General features: G+C 47.6%; 21 protein-coding genes. 2 read left to right on the top strand and 19 right to left on the bottom strand.

Annotated elements, in window-relative coordinates:
* The 10 genes from DXA13_RS00980 to DXA13_RS00930 all read right to left on the bottom strand — a co-directional run.
* Positions 1-712, bottom strand: a 712-nt coding sequence (locus tag DXA13_RS00980) for a hypothetical protein (protein WP_147347976.1), incomplete at its 3' end; no start/stop codon positions are given.
* Between the two features lie 1,575 nt (positions 713-2,287).
* A complete protein-coding gene (locus DXA13_RS00970) occupies positions 2,288-3,760 on the bottom strand; it encodes a DUF87 domain-containing protein (RefSeq protein WP_181995482.1) in 1,473 nt (490 codons plus the stop codon).
* A 4-nt stretch (positions 3,761-3,764) separates the two neighbouring features.
* Positions 3,765-5,777: a hypothetical protein gene (locus DXA13_RS00965; RefSeq protein ID WP_118241290.1), complete on the bottom strand. Its 2,013-nt coding sequence runs from the start codon at positions 5,775-5,777 to the stop codon at positions 3,765-3,767.
* A complete protein-coding gene (locus DXA13_RS00960) occupies positions 5,771-6,421 on the bottom strand; it encodes a dynamin family protein (RefSeq protein WP_118241289.1) in 651 nt (216 codons plus the stop codon). Before DXA13_RS00960 ends, DXA13_RS00965 begins: the two co-directional genes overlap by 7 nt.
* A 27-nt stretch (positions 6,422-6,448) precedes the next feature.
* On the bottom strand, positions 6,449-7,363 hold the full coding sequence (locus DXA13_RS00955; RefSeq protein WP_118241288.1) for a hypothetical protein: 915 nt from the start codon (positions 7,361-7,363) through the stop codon (positions 6,449-6,451).
* 13 nt (positions 7,364-7,376) lie between these two features.
* The gene (locus tag DXA13_RS00950; protein ID WP_118241287.1) at positions 7,377-8,162 is read right to left on the bottom strand and encodes a hypothetical protein; all 786 of its coding nucleotides are present in this window, start codon (positions 8,160-8,162) and stop codon (positions 7,377-7,379) included.
* Between the two features lie 25 nt (positions 8,163-8,187).
* Positions 8,188-9,615, bottom strand: coding sequence for a radical SAM protein (locus DXA13_RS00945; RefSeq protein WP_181995481.1), 1,428 nt, complete (start codon positions 9,613-9,615; stop codon positions 8,188-8,190).
* Between the two features lie 11 nt (positions 9,616-9,626).
* Positions 9,627-9,983, bottom strand: a complete 357-nt coding sequence (locus DXA13_RS00940) for a hypothetical protein (RefSeq protein ID WP_118241285.1) — start codon at positions 9,981-9,983, stop codon at positions 9,627-9,629.
* Positions 9,984-10,024: 41 nt separating this feature from the next.
* A complete protein-coding gene (locus DXA13_RS00935) occupies positions 10,025-10,207 on the bottom strand; it encodes a hypothetical protein (RefSeq protein WP_118241284.1) in 183 nt (60 codons plus the stop codon).
* Between the two features lie 28 nt (positions 10,208-10,235).
* The gene (locus DXA13_RS00930; protein WP_118241283.1) at positions 10,236-10,661 is read right to left on the bottom strand and encodes a hypothetical protein; all 426 of its coding nucleotides are present in this window, start codon (positions 10,659-10,661) and stop codon (positions 10,236-10,238) included.
* 350 nt (positions 10,662-11,011) lie between these two features.
* Here DXA13_RS00930 and DXA13_RS00925 point away from each other — a divergent pair, with 350 nt between their 5' ends.
* Positions 11,012-11,335 (top strand): helix-turn-helix transcriptional regulator, encoded by a 324-nt coding sequence (locus tag DXA13_RS00925; RefSeq protein WP_118241282.1) that lies wholly within the window; start codon positions 11,012-11,014, stop codon positions 11,333-11,335.
* A gap of 139 nt (positions 11,336-11,474) precedes the next feature.
* Here DXA13_RS00925 and DXA13_RS00920 read toward each other — a convergent pair whose 3' ends face one another.
* The 8 genes from DXA13_RS00920 to DXA13_RS00885 form a co-directional block, all read right to left on the bottom strand.
* Positions 11,475-12,245, bottom strand: coding sequence for a hypothetical protein (locus DXA13_RS00920; RefSeq protein WP_118241281.1), 771 nt, complete (start codon positions 12,243-12,245; stop codon positions 11,475-11,477).
* Positions 12,246-12,266: 21 nt separating this feature from the next.
* Positions 12,267-13,049, bottom strand: a complete 783-nt coding sequence (locus tag DXA13_RS00915; protein ID WP_118241280.1) for a hypothetical protein — start codon at positions 13,047-13,049, stop codon at positions 12,267-12,269.
* A complete protein-coding gene (locus DXA13_RS00910; protein WP_118241279.1) occupies positions 13,034-13,933 on the bottom strand; it encodes a hypothetical protein in 900 nt (299 codons plus the stop codon). The genes DXA13_RS00915 and DXA13_RS00910 overlap by 16 nt, the downstream gene beginning before the upstream one ends.
* 19 nt (positions 13,934-13,952) lie before the next feature.
* Entirely contained in the window at positions 13,953-16,916 is a 2,964-nt protein-coding gene (locus tag DXA13_RS00905) for an NACHT domain-containing protein (protein WP_118241278.1), read from the bottom strand.
* A gap of 111 nt (positions 16,917-17,027) precedes the next feature.
* A complete protein-coding gene (locus DXA13_RS00900) occupies positions 17,028-18,146 on the bottom strand; it encodes a hypothetical protein (protein ID WP_118241277.1) in 1,119 nt (372 codons plus the stop codon).
* A gap of 212 nt (positions 18,147-18,358) precedes the next feature.
* Positions 18,359-18,514: an aspartyl-phosphate phosphatase Spo0E family protein gene (locus DXA13_RS00895; RefSeq protein WP_243008907.1), complete on the bottom strand. Its 156-nt coding sequence runs from the start codon at positions 18,512-18,514 to the stop codon at positions 18,359-18,361.
* Entirely contained in the window at positions 18,511-19,392 is an 882-nt protein-coding gene (gene lgt / locus DXA13_RS00890) for a prolipoprotein diacylglyceryl transferase (protein ID WP_118241276.1), read from the bottom strand. The genes DXA13_RS00895 and lgt overlap by 4 nt, the downstream gene beginning before the upstream one ends.
* A 193-nt stretch (positions 19,393-19,585) precedes the next feature.
* Positions 19,586-19,774 (bottom strand): hypothetical protein, encoded by a 189-nt coding sequence (locus tag DXA13_RS00885; protein ID WP_118241275.1) that lies wholly within the window; start codon positions 19,772-19,774, stop codon positions 19,586-19,588.
* Between the two features lie 66 nt (positions 19,775-19,840).
* Between DXA13_RS00885 and ychF the strand changes: the two genes are divergently transcribed.
* Positions 19,841-20,938, top strand: coding sequence for a redox-regulated ATPase YchF (gene ychF, locus DXA13_RS00880; protein WP_118241274.1), 1,098 nt, complete (start codon positions 19,841-19,843; stop codon positions 20,936-20,938).
* 198 nt (positions 20,939-21,136) lie between these two features.
* Here the strand turns inward: ychF and DXA13_RS00875 are convergent, their stop codons facing one another.
* Positions 21,137-21,919, bottom strand: coding sequence for a protein phosphatase 2C domain-containing protein (locus DXA13_RS00875; RefSeq protein WP_118241273.1), 783 nt, complete (start codon positions 21,917-21,919; stop codon positions 21,137-21,139).

Here is a 21,919-nt window from a genome sequence, read left to right as displayed (position 1 = left end):
CCAGGTCGGACAGCAGTTCTGAACGGACCGCGCAGAATTTCTCGGACAGCAGTTCTGAACGGACCGCGCAGAATTTCTCTTCCAAGGCAGTTCTCATATATCTGCCCCCGCAGCCTCCCGTTCCTTCCGCTCCCGCGTCCTGCCCGACATAAGCGTTCAGGAGAATCAGGACCAGCAACAGGACGTGGCGGAAATCATCAGAATCCAGCCTCAGCCGGTCCGGCTGTATTTCGTCTCCTACGGAGCATCCATCCGTAAAATAATATAGATTTTCGATGGATACCATGGACTGATTCACGCAGTCGCATGCGTACTGCTTCAGACGGGAGAACAGACTGCCGGATACGGTGAAGGGAATCGATATCTCCCCTTTACTCGCGCCTGATGACTCCGGGCAGATCACAGCCGCCTCCGGTACGTCGCCGAATTCCACTACCGCAGGGCAGGATGTGCCGATGGTCTGGCAGGAAAGAAAAAGGGGATATCCGATGCATACGTTCAGCAGCGTCGTCTTTCCGGAGGTCTGACGCCCAGCCAGGCCGATGGTGCACGGCGTCTTTATGATTTCCTCCAGTCTCTTTTGGAGCCTTCTTTCAGAAGGCGGCATTTTATTATCCTTCCCATAAATCATATCCATAATATTGCAGATATTCTGCAGCTGTTCCCTCGTCATACGCTCACCATCTCTGCTCTCTTCTATGCTCCCGTCCATGCGCTCAGATACTGCATAACGTAACTTTTCAGGATCATAACTACAGGTTCCTCCGGCATTTTATAAAAAATCTTCCCAAGCTGCCTGTCCACCGCTTCGTTCAGTTCCTCTTCCTTCCCTTGTGCCGCCCATGACCGAGGCTGTTCTTTGCCCTCAACCCGGATATGACGTCTCTCAGAATTCCACAGTACATCGTCATCTCTCTGCACCCGCCAACTATGTCACAGATAGCGGGGTCCTGGCTGTATGCATAAATGGACGCCAGCCTGTCGTGAATCTGGACTGTCCGGAAATCGGCAAACATCTGGAACTCATTTCCTGTAATTTGATGCCCAGGCGCCGTTTCCAGGTCGATCAGCCTCCTGATGTACATGAGGGCAATTTTGTGGAAAAAGTACTGTTCCGGATACTCATCTGCCAGAAATTTCGATACCCCATAAGACACGAGCACCGCTGTGATTCTGCCGCTGCCGCATACAACGGCGAGCTCCTGGTATCCGTGGCTGGAAATCAGAAGGTCACAGCGTCGCCAAAGAATCTTCATGCCTTCCCGGATGCCTGGCAGCCCGTCAAAAAATGCCTGTAAGACAAATTTTCCACAGACTGCTTTCAGCTCTTTGCATAGGGCTGGGTTGAGAAGCATGGTGTCTACGGCGCTTCTTATAGAAAAAGTCTTTTCATCCTTTTCATCCTTTAATTTTTCAAGGACAAACGCTTCCTTCCTGCTGCAGAGATTTACCGCAATTTTAATCGGCGCCTCCATCTCTCCATACCTGACGAGAGCTGTTCCCCGTTCCAGGGCGGCCGTCACTTTGTCCTTATCTTCCAGCAGCAGCGCAGACCGCATCATTTCCATGTCTCTGCCAGAATCCACACGGTGAACGATCTTAGTTCCCGTATTTTTTATAATGCCTTCCGATACGCGGGACGGACTCTGGTCCACGATAATCACGCCTTCCCCGTATTCCCGGATCTCCGCCAGCATGTTATTCAAAGTCTCGACCATCTGCTTTCTTGCGCTGCTGCCATTGGACGATTCCGTATCTTCCATAAAAAGATGGTGGGCCTCCTCCAGCACGATCATATGCCTCATCCGGTGATGGTCCGTACCTGGAACGCAGCACTTGATATACTGAAAATATTGAGTGAGGAGCGTACCCATCACGATACATTTATCCGCATCTTCCGCCAGGGCGTCCAACTCGATAATCACGTTTTTCCGTGAGGTGAACCACCGTTTCACCGGCGTACTTCTGCTCGTATTGAGCAGCAGGCCCTTCGATCCCGTCGTAAAGGACTGCAGTCTGGAAAGCATGGCTCCTTTATAGTTGCCCCTGGCTTCCCCTTCGAAATCGCTGGATTCCACATACCGTTCGATTTCGTCGCACAGCTCGCTGAAGGTTGGATACATCATATCCTCGGGCAGCTTCCCCTGATAAATATTTCTGCTGGTGACCAGATCCCAGCCCATATTTACGTAAATACGGACCAGGCACTGCTGCAGGATGTCCGGCATGGCCGCGTAGAGGTCAAATGCAGACGAGATGATCGTCCTCAGGCTGTCAATATGGTACCTCAGATTGCTTCCATAGGGGAACCAGAAAGGTTGATGGAAAGCGTTTCTTCCGTCTCCGCCTCCATCGTATAGACCTCCGTATCGGGAAGCCCCAGCGATCTGTATTCCCCTTTCACCGGTTCGATTACCAAAAACGGCAGGTCCAGCTGTTCCAGCAGGCCGCATACCGTATTCGTTTTTCCTGAGCCGGTCATTCCGCAGATGAATGCATGCCTGTTGAGTTCAGACAGGGAGAGGGCAAATGAACGGGCCGTTCTTTTCTCATTCCACATGACCCTGCCGATTTCCACTCCCCTGTCTCCCTCTTTCAACGTTGGAGCCTCCAGAGCGAAGCCGCGGTTTTCAATTCGCTGAAAGCCTGGAAAATGATGTTCCGGCAGCCGGAACATGCTGTGTATCCTGTCCCCTTCCAGTATCGCGGATGCCTCCGTCCGGCGGTACGGTTTTATACGATCCCATGTCACAGACAGACCGGAAAGGAAAAAAGCTCCCGAGGCCGCCGCTTCCAACGCTTCCAGTACTCCCTCGTCCTCCGCTTTTGCCGTAACTGTAACCGACCATCCTCCGCTCCTTTTTATATGATTCATCTGCTCCAGGCGGTAACCAGCTTCGTTGGCCGCCGCTTCCGCAAGGGACTGCCGGAGAGAGGCCGACAGGGATACGCTGATCCCGCTGCTGTCCGACTGGTTCGTCCGGCCCTGCAGGTTCTCCACCACCTGTCTTGGAAGCCCCTCGCTTACGTTTACATTGGCTCCCGTGTTGGCGGAAACCTGCCATGAGGTCTGGGCGTATTCATTTAAAATGTCCTGCAGCCTTCTGAGTTCCCGTTCCCTCTCTTCCACCCACCGGATGTCCAGCGGGTCAAACCGGATCTCAAGGGAACAGGGATCATCCGGCAGGGCGGCGGCCGCTGCGTCAATCACGCTTTCCATAAGTTCCGATGAATCCTGTTGCTCCATGGCGTTTCTGTCCTGATATGCCAGGCGGCAGCGGGCAATGGCAGTATATTCTGCCCCCTTTTTTTCCGTCTGCTCCGCCGGCTCCAGTTTAACCTGTCCGAACGCCCCCCGCAGACTGCTTCCGATTATCCTTTCCGCATTTTTTCCGGAAAGTCCTATCCTGCACATGCTTTCCCCTCTTTCCGTCACTATGTAAGACAGAGAAAAGGAGCGGCCTAATGAGGCTATGGATCTGGCTGCGCCCAGCTGTGCTGTTTTTTCCTTTTTGTCGTCTCTTTCAGACGACCTGCCCAGCATGCGGAGGCTGCAGAGCTCCATGTCTTCCAGACCGATTCTGCCTTCCGGGAGCCTGTTTATCTCTTCCAGCGTCTCTCTTACGGTCTCTTCTGCCTTCCCGCCTGTAATGTCGTCCGGCGACCGGTCCAGCGTGCGGTAATGGGAAAAGAGAGACTGAAGTTCATCCAGGACCTCATTTTCTATATGGTATTTCTGTTTTGAAATGTCATCGTACATGGACTCACCTCCCTGACTCCCTATCAGCATTCCTGTTGTTCACCGTATCTTCGATCTTAACGAATCCGGCCAGGACGGCCTTTACGTCTTTTTCCGCCCAGCTCTCCTTCTTCATTGCGTCCAATGCCGGCAGAACTTCGTCTTTCAGCCTGCTGATCCTGTTGCCGAAATCTTTCATTCTCATTACCATCTCGTCGATCTGGCTGTCTATGTTGATTACTCCTGCCTGGACCGTATGCTGGATATATGTATTCAGGTTCCGCATATTATTAACAAAATCCTTCTTCATATCCATGGTGTACTCATCCTTGATCCTGTTTAAGGAGGATTTTACCCCTTTATCACCGTTCTTGTAATCGTCATAGATATCATTAACCTTTCCAGCCATCAGCCCGAGCGTTTCTTTACTGAAAAACGGATCGTCCACATTGCTGATAATTCCCTTGTAGTTAAAGAAATCCTTTTCCACAAAGAATGTCTTACCCATTGCGGAACCGATGTATTTTGTAAAAGCTTCCTGATACAGCTTTTCTACAGCCAGATTATAGGAGGCCAGCTGGTCGGCGGCCGCATTCTGAGCCTTCTCCATCTTCTGATCCGCCGCCAGGCTGGACGCGGCGCCGTTTACATATGCAGCCACCTGGACGCAGACCATCTCCTTGAGCTGGTTATACAAAGGCTTAAAGTGTTTCTCAAACTCTTCTTCCGTAATTCCTTTTTCCTTCATGGCCTTTAAAATGGCGGCATAGCTCTTGTCCATATCCTGCCGGAACGTTTCTGCAAACGAATTATACATACCACACAGGTCGGCGATTTTATTTTTGTAGCTCTTGTGGATATCCCCCGTGGTCGTTTTAAACTGATCGTTACTTTTCTTTAAATAATCACGGACGGAAAAGTTCTGAAGCTCGTTTTTCATATCGTTATAGATTCTGTAATTTGACTTCGCCTTGTCGTTGCCGTCCTTATCGATTACCATATGGCCGAAGAAATCCTTCTGCATACGGCCGATTTTATCTTTAATAATACCGGATACCTTTTTCTCAACATCGTCGATTCCTTTTATATATTCATCCTTTGACCGGTCGATATCCTTATCCTTCCTGTTCAGTTCAGCGATCATTTCGTCATTCGCCGCGGTGAATTCGGTGCTGAACTCCTCGACCAGTTTTCCTCCCGTCTCATCGATCGTCCTGATCATCGTCTCCGCCAGACCGTCTCCGCTCTGCCTGATATACTTGAGAATTTCCAGCCTGGTGACGATGTTTGTAATCACCATATGATAATTTTCCAGTCCGGCGTTCAGAAGCTCCAAACCTTTCAGGCAGCGCATCTTATCGACATAATCCCTTGTAATCATATTTACAAAGCCTTCCAGATTGATCGACTGTTTTTCCCCGTCGGCTCCAAAATAGGCGAACATGCGGCCGTAATTATTCTTCAGCTTCTTTTTGTACAGGAGCTTCATCTCCTCATCGCCTGCCAGATCCTCATCATCCCTCAGCTGGTTCTGGTAATATACGGTTCTCTCAAATGGAAAGCCGTTTTTCATGTGAAGATAGTCCCCGTACATAGAAGCCACCGGATATACATACGGCACATTCAGATCGTACAGGATTCCCTGTATCACATTCGTAGAAGATTTAATATTGGTGACCATGTCTGCTTTATTAATAACGGGAATAATACGGCTGTCCTTATTTGCGATCTCTTTCATCCGCTCTCCGGTGAGAATCACTTCCAGTAGATCGGGAATTTTCCCGGCCTGGACTTCCGGCGTAAAGATCATCATGACCGCATCAGCCTTCTGCACGTACCCAAGAGTAATTTCATCATGGGATTTCAGAACCTTTCCGGCTTTTTTCGCCGTTCTCACGGCGGAATCCAGGCCCGGAAGGTCGATGAGATGGAGGCCGGACTTGAGAGCCGGATGGTTCCAGTAAAGCTTTAATGAATAATTCTGGCATTCCTCCGGAATCTTGAGCAGGCGGAACAGCTCTCCTCTCTGTTTCAGCACTGCAAGTTCAATTTCCGAAGGATTCTCATTGTTCTGCCTACATACGTATCCAATAGGATCATCAGGAGTACTGCCGTATGGCGCGGGTCGCCTACATTCAAATCCAGATCCGCCCCATAGATCACTTCTTCGCCTTCTGTAACTGATTTATCGCAGAAATACTGGAGGCTCTCAATCCCCATCACGCTTTTATTCAGACAGAAGCATGCGTAGTCCTTCAGTTTTTGGAAAATAACGGGGCTGAAGCTCTCCGTTATGATCAGGCTGATTTCCTTTTCCCTGACCATCCCCTTTTCTTCAGTCTCATAGAGCACCGTGATTTTAACCGGATCTCCATACAGGATCTCCACCGAATAAGAAGTGGTGGCCGTCTGGCATACAGGCAGGATAGGATATCCCAGAATTACGTTATAAAGGGTGGATTTTCCACAGGACTGCGTTCCGGAAACAGCCAGTGAAAAATGGAAGCTTCCCATCTCGTTCATCAGCCCTTTATACCGCATACCGGATGGGATTCCTTTTAATGATTCATTTAATATCTTTTCCATCTGCTCAAAGTGCAGACGGGGAACTGTGTACAGGGCGTTCCCATGATCCCTGATATCATTTTCCATGTTGTCCATGGTCATATTCTCTTTCATCATACGTTCTCCTTTAACACATACAATATATTAAACAAAGCTTTCCGACAGCCGGTCGGCGGAACACAGCGCTTCCAGAAACCGGGCGGCCGCCGCCGGCGCGTATTCTGGTCTGACCTGCGGAAGGCCGTAGTCGTCCCACATCACGAACCGCTCATCCACCAGAAGGGTATTCACGTAGGTCTCGTCCAACCGGACGGCCGTCCTCCAGCTTTCGTAGAGCGCGCTGCCTGTGTAAAAATGTGGATATTTCTCCGGCAGAATCCAGTCTCTCAGCCCCATCACCTGCCGTATGCCCTGCCACAGGCTTTTCTCGTCCCGGCACCGCTGGAGATCCAGGTCCATTCTGTTGTACCATAATATGACGGTTCCATCCCACACAGCCGGATGAGCCAGTGAAAAATCCTGCAGGCTTCTGCCCATAACGATAAGCTTCTCCACATCCCTGCTCTCCTGTTCTAATACGGCTTCGTCACCTTCTGCGACAGGAAACTGCCATCCGAGACATTTTTCCGCCAGCAGGGCGGCCAATGTCTTTTTGCCCGTATAGGGGCGTTTCGAATAGATCAGGCAGGTCTTCCTCCGAATGACAGGATGGCTTTCTATCGCGCTTTTTAACTTCTCCATCCCATCTCCCTTCATCTGAATAATTTCCAAAGGAGAATCCACATCGCCCAGAATATCCTTTAGACGCGTAACCGTTCTGGAATTGCCATCATAGGCTGCGATGAACCACTGTCCCACTCCCTTATTTTCTTTTATAAAATCAATCTGATATCTCAAGCCTCCACTGGACAGGGAAAGAAAATACACCGCTCTGTCTGCATTCCCCAGGGCAAGGGAATGATCTATCGTCAGCTCTTCCACGCTGTACTCTGTCAGGTCCCAGCCTTTGAGCGACGGCCGTTTCATAAGATTTTTATCGTAAATTATTTTTCCAACCATACCGTTCCTCCCGTCAGGCCATAATACCTCTCAGTTTTTCGCCCAGGCATGCATTGTATACCTCTACCAGATAATCATCATATGCATGAGGATATGCTTCCATCTCACTCGTTATATACTCTTCAAAGTTCTGTCCCGCCACGTTGCCCATATTCGTCCTGCATGCCTCCTCGATTTCATTGCGCCACAGTTCCTGATGAGCCGATTCCAGAATTCTGCCGCCTGATTCCGTCACAGAAGACTGCTGCAGCACGTGGAGGGATTCATGAAACAGGGTTTCCATCGCCTGGTCAAAGGTGGCTCCCTCAGACAACAGGGCGCTGTTCAGTGTGATGGTCGGATTCACCCTCTCATCTACTACCAGCTCTCCTCCCTTTTCCAACCGTACAAAAAGATTGGTCGCTCCCAGAGTTCTTTCGTCCAGGACCGCCGTTTCCAGAGTCAGCCTCTTCTGAACTTCCCGAGGAAGCTCCAGTTCCTCGCCGAATATCTTCAGCATCCGGCCCATCATGACCTGCCGCCCCTGAACATCCGCCCTCTGCCATGCCGCAGGACCGAATGCCTCGTAGTTCTCCAGCAGCCTGTGGGAAATGTCCCTGCACAGTTTCGAAGGATTTCTCTCCAACGCCACAGCATGGTCAACTCTGTTCCTCGCCGCCTCTGCGAATCCTTCTATGGATAATGGATTCCTGACATTTTCTGAAACCTCACCCAAGGCTGACTTCAGATTTTTCTTTATTGCCTCCGCAACAGGAGCTGCCTCTTTTATTAATACCTTGCTTAATGCCGATGATACCATACACTCCACCTCTTTCTTTATACTGTCATACAGCCGCTGCTTCCATCCGGCCGTACCGCTTTATCTTATCCGGGGCCTCCTCTGCCGCCGTGCAGTAAAGCGCCAGATTGTCTCTGATCCTGTCCCGCATGAGTTTACATTTTTCGTCCATGCTCCCCTGATCGCTGCTCCCGTCTGCCGTGATATCTTTAAAACATATAGTGCAAAACCGCTGGGCCCAGCAGCCCGGACATCTGGCATTTCGCACGCTCAGATATTCCGCCATAAGCCCTTTTGTTTTCGCCATGTCAAAGCCTGTATCCACACTGCCCATATCCATATCATAAGGCGCTTTTTCGCATAGGTTCAGCCTTCCGTCTGCCTGCACGAAGATGTTGGTCAGAAACGGAAAACAGCAGTTTTCAATCTCCATGTGTCCCGTCAGCTGTTCCGGGCTTCTCTTGTGAATAACTGTCATCTCTGAATCAAACAATGAGCGCAGGAACGCGTCCTCTTCATATATGTAAGCGCGGCGCAGCTTTTCATATATTTCCTGACCGCTCTCTTCCCGGCCCTGCCCCAGACAGCGGATATATTCGTCCCCGCCTTCCCGTTCGATGCCTGTAATCAATGCAGGCGGACGACTCAGCACATGTTCATAATACGCTCTCAGCTGCTCGAGTTCCCTTCCTCCGGCATAGTTACAGATAAAGTTTACCTGCCTGGAATATACCTCCGGAAAACTCTTTTTTAATTTCATAAGGTTTCCCATAATTATGTCAAGACTTCCCCTTCCGTCAGGAAATTTTCTGTACCGGTCGTGGCTGTATCCATTTACCGTAACGTCAACCATGACCGACCGGTTTTCAGCCAGCCAGTGGTTTACCTCTTCCGTCAGGGCCGCGCCGTTTGTCGCTATATGAAAGTACACTGCTCTGTCTCCAAATACTTTTTCTGCGTAAGAAACAATTTTCCTGATCTTTTCAAATTCCAGCAGCGCCTCGCCGCCGTAAAAGCTGATGCATACCGCCTTTACGGCTGTCGAATGTTCTGCAAAGAGACGCACCGCTTTCTTCGCCGTCTCCAAAGGCATTGCCATGTCCTGATGGGTTCTTTCCCTCTCATATCTGCCTGAATAAATGCAGTAGGAACACCTCATATTGCATCGTCTTGTCAATTCCAGAGTCAGCCTGGAGGCTCCGCAGGAAAGCGTCCTGCAGTATTCTTCCCACCCGGCCCTGTACTCCATCTTCATCACACTCGTCTCTTTAATCAAGCCATGATCTTTCAAATAGATATGCAGGACAGAAGGAGCTGTGCAAGATGGTTTCACCTCTCCCTTTCCTTCTGTGGTTTCTATGGTTTTTGTGGTTTCCATATCTTCCATACCTTTTAGTCCGGCCATTCGGTTGGTCACCGCATCATAACACCATCCGGTCCCCGTCTGGGACCGGAATATTTTGTATAAATACATGAAGCCGCCTCCTATGTATGACCGATGGCACTGTTGGGCCCGTGGGGATTTCTGCTGTTGATCCCTCTTGCAATATCCACAGGATAACAATAGCTCGAGATACATTTATAATTACAGGCGGATAATCCGCCCTTAAAGGTTACGTCCCTGGCGCCAGGTTCCAGGATAACCGGCGTGATTCTTTCCTCATACGGACGGACCAGCAGGCCTTCCGGATCCCCGGCCGGATTCCCAACTGCGTCCGCCGTTTCCTCTTTCACGGTCTCTGCCGCTTCATGAACGGTTTCATCGATACCTTCCTTAACCGCGCTTCCTTCTTCCAGCCCATTAACCAGGCTCTCCGCTGCTTTTTCCAGCCATCGTTTCATATCATTCTCACCGCCCTTTCATATCTGTTTGATTTCCATATTTATGTTCCGCTTTTTACCGCTTCCATAATATATCTGTACAGATCATCAAACCATTTTTCCACTAATCTGCCGTTCGCCCTGTACTGCTCTTTTAACACTTCATCGATCGATACGGCTGGAGCTGAATTCTGTCTTTTCTCCGTAAACATATTCTTCTCATCTATTTTCTGTTTTGCAAACAAGGCCCCTCCCAGCAGAATCAGCGCGCAGCTACGAGATTCGAAGCCTTGGGAATTGCAATGAACAGGCCTCCCGCCAGGCGGATGCCGACGGCAGCAGATAACCGCTTCCTGCGCTCTTTCCTATGCCTGAGTCTTTTCCCATACCGTCTTCCGGCCCCGTAAATTCTGCGGCCCCAATATCACACAGAATAAAACTCGGTTTTTTGAGCTTCAATCCGATTTCCCCCCATGTGCCTGTCACCATAACGATGCCGTTCTCCTTCATGGTTTCCTTGATTTCCATTTCTGTATCCCGGAGCATATCAAAATAGAAGTCCGACAGCATCGCATTTTCCGTCTGCCTGATGGTTCTGGGATCATGTTCCACCTTCCGCCTGATCCCCTTGTATTCTTCGTCCAGTTTTCTGGTCTGTTTTCTACAAAGCTCTTCTGTTTTATCCTTGTAAATATCCATAATCCTACCTCCTTAAATTGTTTTTAAATTACGCCTTTCTATTGGTCATTATAACGTTTTTACGTTATTATTGCAACGCTCTTCAGTTGTTTTGACCAATTTTCAAATAGCTCGGACGAAGTTTCTGCTGCCTCTATTCCGTTTTAAGACACCCTCATTGTACTCTTATCAAAATTAAAATCTCTGCAAGTTTTTTCCGCAGCTCCGGCTGTTTGCTTTTTGACGCTTTGACGTTTTTTCGTCTTATATATAGCGTTTATTAATATCTATACTATTTTGTCATTTCCTTTATGATGAAAGGTAGAAATGGTCAGAATATTATTGAAACACTACAAACAGCGAGGTCTTACATGAACGAGATTAACCCATTAGAGCGGATTCAGGAGCTATGCAGAGAACGGAACTGGTCTTACTATCAGCTGGCCAAAGCGTCCGGCATCGCTTACTCTACGCTCAATACCATGATCAACAAAGAAAATATGCCGTCCCTGCCGACGCTTCAGAAGCTTTGCCACGGTTTTGGCATATCCATTACCGATTTTTTCGAGCCTGACAGAAGCCAGTCGGGACTTACCGAGGAGCAGGCTCAGTGCATATCTCTCTACACCGCCCTGCCTCCGGAAGACCGGAAACTGGCTGTCGCCTTTATGAAAGGGCTTTTAAAAAAATTGTAGTCATAACAGCGGACGTCATAAAAAAACAGAATAAGCCCCCGATACCAGATTCCGCGGCTTGACCGCCGCCTTGGACGGAATCTGGTATCGGGGGCTTCTCTAATGCTGTTTTCTCAGCTCCCTGCGTTTTAACGCCATTTTATTCAATTACGGCTTCTTTCTCCATCTGGTACAGCTCCTCCTGATGTCTGCCGATATCGTCCATCAGTTTATCCAGCTCTTCTGCTATTTGGTTCGTATAGATCATGGCTTTGTCTTCTATGGTTTTTTTATCCGTCTCCCATTTCATATCATCAAACCAGAATGACTTCAGGTCAGTCATGATCGTATCCTTCACATAAGCGGTTAATTCCTCATCCCATTCTGCAAAGAAGTAGTTAATCTGGCAAAAATAAAATCTGCGGGTATATTCTTGAATTGCAACGTCCTGCTCATAGATGAATTCCAATGTCTCCCTCAGCAAATCTCCTTCTGTTTCTGCATCCAGATAATATTTCAGTACCGTCAGGCTGTCAATATAGCTGGACAGCTCGACATTTCCCATTTCAGCCACTACCTTATATTCTGCGGCATCGATACCATATTCGTCGAGAAGCTTTAAAAAATCATCATCCATCTCCATAACTTCATAGGATTCGCTCTCTTCTGAAAACGCATCGATCTGCTTCTGTACCGCTTCACGGGCCTCCTTCAGATGATCTTCTGTGGAATCTTTTATATATACACCTGTTGTCTCCAATACCTGGTCGAATGCCGCACTGTCCTCATCCTGCTGAATAACCATCTCCTTAAAGTGGTCCACGATTAATTGATAGTCCTCAGATTGTGTTTTCTGGCAGCCGCAGACAAAGCAGATAGCAAAAAACACGGCAATACAATAACAAAAATTCTTTCTTCCTGACTTTATCATATATACACCTCCGTCTTCCCATTAAAATCCAAAATCTGTTTTTATTTGCTGTATAATTCGCTCAGTATTGTTCATCAGTATGCGTATAATCTCCATTTTCTCTGCCTTGTGCTCTTGCACATCTGTTGTACTATAGACTTTCAGCGTTCCCAATGCTATATCAAACTCCTTGAACATCAAATGAAGGAATTCCGTTTGTTTTTCTGGAATTTCTATATAATAGGAGTATAATGAATTTTTCTCATCGTTCAGTTCCCTCCAATACTTATCCTCAAAAGTTTCAGATTTATTAAAAATTTCAATACAATGCTGTCCCAGGCTCTCACTACTATTTTGAAATGCCATATACATTCTGTTCATTATAAGGAGCCGCACTTGACTTGACGGATTCGGTTTCATTGATGCATCTCTTGTATTGAAAGCTATATTGATATACCCGTACATGGTAAGCAGACGTCTGGTAAGCGGATCCAGCTGTTCTATATTAATATTTCTCAACTGATCCTTATACTTATCGATAATTTGCAGAATAGCTTGCTCCATTTCAGCTATCATCTGTTTTCTTTGCTCATTCAGCTCGCCGATTATAGTTTTAATTACTTTCTCATCTGCTATGCCTGCGAGTTTTCTCGCCTGAATCAGATCAAACTTTTCCTGAATCCCCGTTTCATATTCCGTTCCCTTAAACGGACTTGGACTTTGCGTCATATCGAACTTTGTTATGTCTCTGAACTTAGTGTTTAAAATTCCTCCATATTCAGCTCTGGCATCTCCGTTCTGACTTAGAATCAGCCAAGACAGCACTTTCGTAAATGCTTTGTTTTGTTTTTTCGGAAACTCACTAAAGTTTTCCTGATACTGAGCCTCCAGGCTTGGGGATTTACCATCGCTGCTGACATTGCAGCAGACTCCTGCGCGGGCCTTCCCGCGTATGTATTGTATGCAGCAGGCTGCATACCCGTACGCTCAACAGAATCCACATCCAACAGATATGATGCTCCGCTCAAATCAAAGGTTCCTGTTCTTTTCGCAATTTTTGAACGAGCCTTCCCCGTTCCCTCACCTTTACCGGATCCCTTCCCGGCATATCCCCTTGTTGCAAAAGGGCTGTATGCATAGGCATCATTATAGGATACAATAATCTCCTGAAATAGCTTTCTCCATTCTACATGGTTAAAATTATTAACGCCTGCCATCTCCTGAAAAGTTACATTAGCCTGTGCCACCCTTTTATTCGCTTCTTCAACACGTTTCGCATCCTCTTCATTTTGGACCGGAAGAGTTAAATCCGTCTCTAATTCCAGAAACAGCGACCGGTAAAAATCAACCGCCTCATAAAGTAGACGGCCTTTCACCACCTCTTTCTGATATTTTTTTATAAATGTATCAGCTATCGTGTGGGCGCCCTGAGCATCATCCACACCTGATTTCAATCCTGTTTTGGACCGGCCGGTTAATTTTATGGTATCTACTCCCAAAGCCTCCATCGGAACCTTCTGGTCTCGTTCTTCTACTCTGTACAGGGAAACGCCGGCCTCTACTTCTCGTTGTATCACGCCTCTTCCGTCTCCGTTCAGACGCAGCATTGCAGAATTCCCCATAAGTTGGGCTATATCCGTATCCCCCTGCCTGTAACTGCCCTGCTTCTTGTTTTCCTTCTCCTGATCCTGTTTTTTCATAAACTCCATCCCTATGCCTCCCCTTTATCTATGGCCATACGGCCATATCAAATTTTTGCATCCGCATTTCGCCCTCCGCATTCTTCAGAGAATTTTTTGCTGCATTCAGCCGGTTCTTAAGTTCATCTTCTGACAGAGCACCATAGGAACTGTCCGTCATATAAGAACTGAACAGCTGTGTCTGAACCATAACTGCCGTAATATCTTCTTTTGCCTCCCTGTCCAGAGGTTTCGTGACCTGCAGATATTCCAGATAGGCCACCGCTCCGTAATTTCTGATATAGTCCTCATATGCTTGTATTAATGGTTCTTTCTTCTCTATGCTGCTGTAAATACCGTCGGGGTTCATCCCTTCTTCCAGATGGGACACTGCCTGTCGGAAGAATTCCTGCATCTCCTTCGGCTTTTCGTACAGACCCCGCAGCGTGTCCAAAGGTACTGTATTTCTCGAGGAAGACAGCCTTTCAATCCAGTTTTCCCCGTCTCCTGATCCGCGGCTCATTCTCTCCGTCCCATTTAATTTTCGTTCGATCAGCTCACTCAGCTGTCCGTACGCTCGTTCATCTCCCTCAATCACATCCGTTTCCCTAGCCTTGTTAAGAATATCCAGCTGACCAGACAGCTGCATATCCAGAATTCCCATATTCCACGAAAGCATATCCATCGCATCCTTGACCGCCCCCTTCTCCTCTTCCGAATATGGAAACGGCCGGATTTCCGACACATGATGCGCCGCTGCAAAACTGATTGCCAGCACTGCTGCTCCCGCCGCAGTTCCCCGAATTACCCAGGATTTTCGTAAATACCTGTTCATAATCTTCCTGTTTTCTCTGTTATTCCGGTTCAGATATTCCATAAAATTATCGTGAATCAGATGATAGCTTCCTGATTCGGTCTTCTGCATCAGATTCATTCTTTCGATCAGCTGTTCTTCTACAGCATAATCAAACCATTCTCTCTGGTCTCTGATATCCGCCAGCATTTTTCTAGATTTCCCAAGATAACATGGAAATGCAATGGAAAATGACTTTGAGCGCAGGTTTCTGTAATCCTTTTCCAGCGCCGTCGTCAGTTCTTCTACCGATAAAACTGTCTTTTTTCTCTTTATCAGCTCTCCTGCAATTTTAGGAAGAAGATGGTCCAGAATATAGGAAATCCTCAGCTGTTCCTCTTCATTTCCCGAACTTGTTCTCAATTCCTGCATTTTCAGAGCCTTCAAATATTCCCCCAACATATCATCCATGGTCTGAATCCGCTGCAGTCCTTCCTTTTCTGCCTCTTTCCCATCCGTCTGCAGGGATACCGTCTTTTCATAAAGAGACAGCATCATGGGATTTCCCAGGAGCTTTAACAGGCTGGAATCTTCCGGAACTGGAACTTCTCTCTGCAGCAGGTACTCCTCCGTCTCCTCCTCGCTAAGGTGCAGAAGCTCTGCTGTCTGGAAGCGGGAGAGGCCATATCTTTTCACCTTGTCGGTACGGTCTGTTATAAGGACTGATACACCCTTTTTTTCTTCCAGCGCCTCGATCTCCGACAGAAGATATTTTCGCCTGCCTCCCGTTTCATTCAGACCGTCCAGCAGCAAAATCACTGACGGTCCTCCCTTTAACGGTTCTTCCAGAACCTTTTCCAGGCTGTGCATCGCATCTTCGAAGTGTGTTTCCTTACTGCCGAAGGAAAGCTTTTTCAGCAGAAATTTTCGTATGAAAAATGGCTCTCCTGTAGTCTCCTGATAACCGGAAAGAGGAATAAAACAGACGGCCGGAGAATCAGGTCTGTAGACGGCCGTCCCCTCTCCCCACATCCTTTTCAGAAAGCTGGTTTTTCCCATACCTCCTTGGCCTTTTAACAGCATGCTTTTCCCATCGAGAAGCGCCTGCGGCATTCCTTTGCAGGAGAAAATTTCTCCGTTTTCTGCCCAGGCTCTTCTTGGCAGGTAGACTTCTTCCCCGTTTTCCGGCTCCCCTTCTCTTACTGATATGGTATGAAAAGCCTCAAGGTATGCCTTTCTGCTGCTTTCCCACAATGCGCAGTGAGTAATCCCTTTCCCGTCGATTCTGGCGATCAGTTCGTCGATATCCCGGATCATCTCCTCCGCGGTCTGATACCGTTTCTCAGGAATGCCGTATATCCCCTTTGCTATGATCCGGACCGCTTTATATGAAGCTGAGGGAGGTGCCTCCCGCAGGATGGAAAGAGATTTGGGAAATGCCCGTTTCAAACCACTTCCCATTCGGTCCCTGTCCTCCAGTCTTCTTCCTGTCACCAGCTGGAAAAACACGGCGCAGACGGAAAATATGTCGGCTGGTATGCCGATCCTGTTTTCCTCTCTCATTTCCACTTCCGGAGCCGTATATCCGTCCTTAAAGCTCCAGCAAAGCTTCTCTTTTCCATTTCGTTCCACCGGCCAGACGCTATTGTAATCAATCAGTATCAGCCTCTCCTGCATGACCAGAATGTTGTCCGGGCTGATGTCCAGATGAAGATACCCGTTTCTATGGAAACAGCCAACCGCCGCAAGAAGTCGTTTGATGCAGACAGCCGCCGCCCGGAGCGTCCCAAAACTTCTGCCGTCCTCCATCAGCTCTGCTAATGTCTTTCCTCCATGCAGGGCCATAACGGAATAGTACGTTCCTCCTGCCTCATAGGAATTGATATTACCGGCTACGTGATCCGGCTCTGCATCCAGAAGTTCCAGATTCACTTCATTTCCGCTGTAAAAGCTCTGCCTGTAGGTTTCAAACAGTTCTATGCTCTCTCCCTCGCATACAATGCCGCCGTCTTCACCTCTGTATATGAGGCCCCGGGGATGATAGGGAAAAAGTTCCTTAATCAGCACCTGATGATAGCTGCCTTTATTCAGGCTATCTTCATATACTGCCCTGTATACAATCGAACTGTTGCCCATACCTTCCGCCTGTTCAATGACATAAGCCACCCCGCCCAGCATGAGAACATGGCCCGGAGCCAAGAGTTCTCTCTTTCTTTTCACCCTCCTGTCACCTGTCCTTTCCGAAACAATCCCTTTATAACGCTATAACGTATGTTGTCATCGTCTATACATTATAACGTACAATTTCCGGCCGGTGTGCAACTTTTTTCCTCACTCGCCCTGTTCACTGTCAAACAGCTCTGCAATCACCGCTTTTATTTTTTCGTCCATATACTCCTCTTCCTGAGTCTTCATGGAATAAAGAATAAGATAATCAAAGGGGCAGCAGGGGTCCAAACGGCTCATGCCGCATTCGTCCAGGATTCTGTTCATATTTTCAAACCTCAATTCCAACCTCGTATCCGGATCGTCGTCCAGATAATCGTCGTCCAAAAAGCTGTCTTCCTCTTCCTGCTCCTCGTCCAGCAGAAATTCAAAGCTGGTATATAGAAGAATCAGGGCCTTCCTGCTCACATCTTCCTTCCTGGTATACATATTCTGCAGTTTTCTGCTGTTCGGCCAATACTTTTTAACTATTTTCTGAAGCATGGTGAAATCTGCGGACTCTTTCGTCAGAGGAACATTCAGGCGGAGATACCGGTCTGAAATCCTGTTCATGCCGTATCTGCTTTCCTGCTCTGCTCCTTCAGGGCTTTTCAGCCGCCGCATCAGCTCCCTGAATTTCCGATACGCCGTATTATGCAGTTCTCCCATCCGTCCCTTATTTCTCCGGAAGAACTCCGCCAGCTCTTCCGTACTGTCCACATCCTTCAGTTCATCCATAATGAGCTGCGTATAAAAGCGGGTATCTTCCTCTTTTCCGCTTTCGCTCTCACCTTCTATTTCAGTAACCTTTTGCAGGAGATTTTGAGCCGCCTCATAAGACAGTTTCTTTTTCAACGCATAGGCATACACCACTTCTTTCGGATTTCTGTAGTGAATTCCGCTTTCCGATGTCATTCTCAGAATCTTCTCCGTCTCTTCAGTCCCCATATCCAAAGAGAAGCAGATCTGAAACAGCGTTTCTCTGTTTTGCGGAATGTTTCTGTCGCTCAGCCAGTTGCGCACTTTTCTCGCCACGCTGCCTGTCTCTTCGCCGGAAGACCTGGAGATTCCATCCGTCAATCGCCATACCAGATCGTCTTTCTGATAAATCCGGCGCAGGGTATCGCTGAACTTCCGTATCACGGCCTCTTCCTTCAGAAATTCCACAATTTCACGCGGTGTCTTTTCCCTTCCCATCAGATAATCTATATTTTTTTCAGACATCTGAGTCAATTCCACACGCATCGGCTGTACCTGCCTTTCATATGTATTTTCCTGCGGCCATTATACCATAAATAACCTGTTTTTTCCATGTTTTGGGGGCAGGCGTATCGGTTCGTAACAAGAATAATGCCTTTCCTGGAAAGTAAAAAAAGGCGGGCTGCCCGCTCATCGCCGGCAGCCCGCCTTTTATTCTTTTCCCATCCATTGGATTTATCTTTGGTAATCTTACTGTTTTAATACCCCGCTGTAAAATACTGCTCAATCAAGCAGTCCAATCTGATACTGTTCTGATAAATTTCTTCATACTGCGCATTGTCTTCAATGCTTTCATCAAGAGTTTTTCTGGCCCATTCAATTTCACGCTTCAATTCCTCTTTTGAATTTATCATATGCCCTCTCCTTCTGTAATGGTTTTCAGTTTCCTTCGCTTATAAATCAGAAAACAGAATGCCGCCAGTACAAGAAGCATGGATAGCGCCTGTGATACGGGTATGCCTGTCCCAAAGAAAATCAGCTGGTCTGTACGAAGCCCCTCAATCCAGCATCTTCCGAGGCCATATCCGATAAAATAAATGCAGAGCATCTCTCCATCGAACTTCTTGTGCTTCCTGTACCATAGCATAAACAATAAGACTCCCAGATTCCACACGGATTCATAGAGAAACGTTGGGTGCACCTGGATGTACTCCACACCGTTTTCTACGATTAAGTGGTTCAGAAGATCCTGTGAAATCATGCTGGGATTGACGATGCTTTTTTTAATTCTCATTGCAAAAAGACTTTCCGTATATCCTCCGAAAGCCTCACAATTGACGAAATTTCCCCACCTCCCGATAATCTGACCGGTAATCAGCCCAATGCAACCGCTGTCGGCCATAGAGAAAAATGACAGTTTCTTTGCTTTTGTGAATATCAGGAGCGTTAGAACCGCTCCAATTACGCCCCCATATATCGCCAGTCCGCCGCCTCTAAGATTCAGGATTTCTATTGGATTATCCTTATAGGCGTCCCACGAAAACAATACATAATATAGCCTTGCCCCTATAATAGAAAATATGATTCCATAAAGTGCAAAATCCAGATAAATCTCCGGATCCTGTCCTCTTCTTTTTGCATCTGACTGGGCAATCCAGATACCCGCCAGCATGCCGATTCCTATGATAATCCCGTAATAAGCAATTCGGAATCCAAAAATGGAGATACTGTTTCGCATATGCTCGATGGTAATACCGAGATTCACGAAACTTAAGTCCGCTCCCTGCTGCATAATATGTAATCTCCTTTCGAGGTTTTCTTCATTATTCTACCCCTAAATATGTCAAAAATCAAATATTTTCGGACGACACCATATACATATTTTCGACAAAGAACGTCGTCCATCTATTTGCACCGCCATATTCTCAATTTATCCGCTTCCTTTTTCCTACTTTTTATGATACAATGACCGCAAAGCGGTCGTTCTATCCGCGGCTGATTTTCTGCGGCAAACGCGGAAAATCAGCCGCCAAATTCCGACGAAGGTTTATGCCCGGGACGGTAAACATAGTAGGATAAGAGCCGCCTGTCAAGCTTGGATAACGCAGTTGTTCCTCTACTGGAAATGCAGGAGCAATAACCTGTTTGCAGTCAGGTTTATCACTGATTTTCATCTGTACTCCCGCCGTCCTGAACAGCTGCCAGAAATAAATTATACGATATAAGGAAGGTAATTGATTATGAAATTAGGTATCGTCGGCCTGCCGAACGTAGGCAAAAGTACCCTTTTTAACTCTCTGACAAAGGCCGGTGCAGAATCCGCCAACTACCCGTTTTGTACCATCGACCCTAACGTAGGCGTCGTTGCCGTACCGGATGAACGTCTGAAGCTTCTTTCCGATCTCTATAACTCCGAAAAAATCACCCCGGCAGTTATTGAATTTGTGGATATTGCAGGTCTTGTAAAAGGCGCATCCAAGGGAGAAGGCCTTGGAAACCAGTTCCTCTCCAATATCCGCGAGGTCGATGCCATCGTCCACGTAGTCCGTTGTTTCGAAGATCAGAACGTAATCCATGTGGAGGGAACGGTCGATCCGCTTCGCGATATCGAAACCATCAATCTGGAACTGATCTTTTCCGATCTGGAAATCCTGGAAAGAAGAATTTCCAAAACGGCCCGTGCTGCTATGAACGACAAGGCGCTTGCAAAGGAAGTCGCTGTTCTGAAAGAGCTTCAGGCACATCTGGAAGATGGAAAGCTGGCTAAAAGCTACGTGCCGGACGACGAAGAAATGCTGCCTTTCGTCGCTTCCTTAAATCTTCTCACTTATAAGCCTGTTATATTTGCGGCAAATGTCTGTGAAGACGACCTGGCTGACGACGGCGCCTCTAATGAGTACGTGCAAAAGGTGCGCGGATTCGCCGCTGAAAATGGATGTGAAGTGTTCGTTATCTGCGCTCAGATCGAACAGGAAATCGCAGAACTGGATGATGATGAGAAAAAAATGTTCCTGGAAGATCTTGGTTTAAAGGAATCAGGACTGGAAAAACTGATTGCTGCAAGCTACAGCCTGCTGGGACTTTTAAGCTATCTGACTGCCGGTGAAAAAGAAACGAGAGCCTGGACTATTACAAAAGGAACGAAAGCACCTCAGGCTGCAGGCAAAATCCACAGCGACTTCGAAAGAGGCTTTATCCGTGCAGAAGTCGTAAATTATCAGGACCTTCTGGACTGCGGCAGCTACACAGCCGCTAAGGAAAAAGGCCTTGTACGGCTGGAAGGCAAGGAATATGTTGTGAAAGACGGAGACGTCGTACTGTTCCGATTCAATGTATAATGAAATTTGATAGGATATTGTTGTTTACCAGATAACACATTAATATATTAAAAAAGAGGGGATTGCAAAAAGGAAATAAAGCATTGCCACTGATACCAGAATCCGTTCCAGATGTGGTGACTTGGCCGCCGTCTGGAACGGAATCTGATATCAGTGGCACAGCTAATTCGACTTTTTGCAGCACCCTCTTTATTAATTTTATCTTCTTTTAAACAACCTGGAAAACAGCCCATTTCCACCGCTGTGCTCCTTCTCTTCTCCCAGAAATATCCCTATGGCCGTATAGTTATCCATATTCTTTCCTTTTCCATTCTTCAGAACAACGGCTTCCATCTCTTTCAGCCACTCCTCAGGCCCCGCCGCTTTCTTTAAACAGGCTGTCATCTCCTTCTCTTCGATCAGTTCCCAGAAACCGTCTGAACACAGCAGAAATACCAGGCTGTCATCCCAATCCACCGGCTTGGAAAGCTCATATTTCGGCTTATCCCAGGGCGCGCCCATAACCCGCAGTAAGCGGTTCCTGTCCTCATGACCCCGGATGTCCTTTTCCTTAATTTCACCTGAAGCTACCAACATCTGAGGAACGCTGTGATCCAGCGTTCTTGCCGTTAAATGGCCTTTATAAAAACAGTACAGGCGAGAATCCCCGATATGGCCCCACTGCACCTTATTTCCATCGGAAACAAGAGCTGTCATGGTCGTTTTCATCTCTCCCTGCGCGTGCTCCTCTTCCTGTTTTGCAAGCAGCCTGGCCTGGCCGTTCTGAAAACAGCCGTTCAGAAATTCTTCCGTACTTCCGTAAAAACTGTTCCACATGGAGAGTCCGTTGTCAACGACCAGCTCAGAAGCTACTTCCCCTCTTCCATGGCCGCCCAGTCCATCAGCCAGAATGGCGCAGAAACCGCTCTTATTTTCCGTCACTCCTGCATAGTCCTCGTTGACCGTACGGCCACCTGTTTTGCTCAGTACATGATAAATCAT

It is taken from the genome of Clostridium sp. AM58-1XD, from assembly GCF_003464085.1.
GTDB lineage: Bacteria > Bacillota > Clostridia > Lachnospirales > Lachnospiraceae > Lachnoclostridium_A.
This window is presented reverse-complemented; position numbering and strand designations above follow the sequence as displayed.

Coding starts and splice junctions, on each gene's coding strand:
- DXA13_RS00955 (WP_118241288.1), bottom strand. CDS start 7,363: ATGGTTGGAAAAATAATTTACGATAAAAATCTTATGAAACGGCCGTCG.
- DXA13_RS00875 (WP_118241273.1), bottom strand. CDS start 21,919: ATGATTTATCATGTACTGAGCAAAACAGGTGGCCGTACGGTCAACGAG.
- DXA13_RS00950 (WP_118241287.1), bottom strand. CDS start 8,162: ATGGTATCATCGGCATTAAGCAAGGTATTAATAAAAGAGGCAGCTCCT.
- DXA13_RS00900 (WP_118241277.1), bottom strand. CDS start 18,146: ATGCGTGTGGAATTGACTCAGATGTCTGAAAAAAATATAGATTATCTG.
- DXA13_RS00925 (WP_118241282.1), top strand. CDS start 11,012: ATGAACGAGATTAACCCATTAGAGCGGATTCAGGAGCTATGCAGAGAA.
- DXA13_RS00940 (WP_118241285.1), bottom strand. CDS start 9,983: ATGAAACGATGGCTGGAAAAAGCAGCGGAGAGCCTGGTTAATGGGCTG.
- DXA13_RS00930 (WP_118241283.1), bottom strand. CDS start 10,661: ATGGATATTTACAAGGATAAAACAGAAGAGCTTTGTAGAAAACAGACC.
- lgt (WP_118241276.1), bottom strand. CDS start 19,392: ATGCAGCAGGGAGCGGACTTAAGTTTCGTGAATCTCGGTATTACCATC.
- ychF (WP_118241274.1), top strand. CDS start 19,841: ATGAAATTAGGTATCGTCGGCCTGCCGAACGTAGGCAAAAGTACCCTT.
- DXA13_RS00960 (WP_118241289.1), bottom strand. CDS start 6,421: ATGATGAAAGAGAATATGACCATGGACAACATGGAAAATGATATCAGG.
- DXA13_RS00885 (WP_118241275.1), bottom strand. CDS start 19,774: ATGAAAATCAGTGATAAACCTGACTGCAAACAGGTTATTGCTCCTGCA.
- DXA13_RS00910 (WP_118241279.1), bottom strand. CDS start 13,933: ATGGAGTTTATGAAAAAACAGGATCAGGAGAAGGAAAACAAGAAGCAG.
- DXA13_RS00920 (WP_118241281.1), bottom strand. CDS start 12,245: ATGATAAAGTCAGGAAGAAAGAATTTTTGTTATTGTATTGCCGTGTTT.
- DXA13_RS00895 (WP_243008907.1), bottom strand. CDS start 18,514: ATGATAAATTCAAAAGAGGAATTGAAGCGTGAAATTGAATGGGCCAGA.
- DXA13_RS00970 (WP_181995482.1), bottom strand. CDS start 3,760: ATGTACGATGACATTTCAAAACAGAAATACCATATAGAAAATGAGGTC.
- DXA13_RS00945 (WP_181995481.1), bottom strand. CDS start 9,615: ATGTATTTATACAAAATATTCCGGTCCCAGACGGGGACCGGATGGTGT.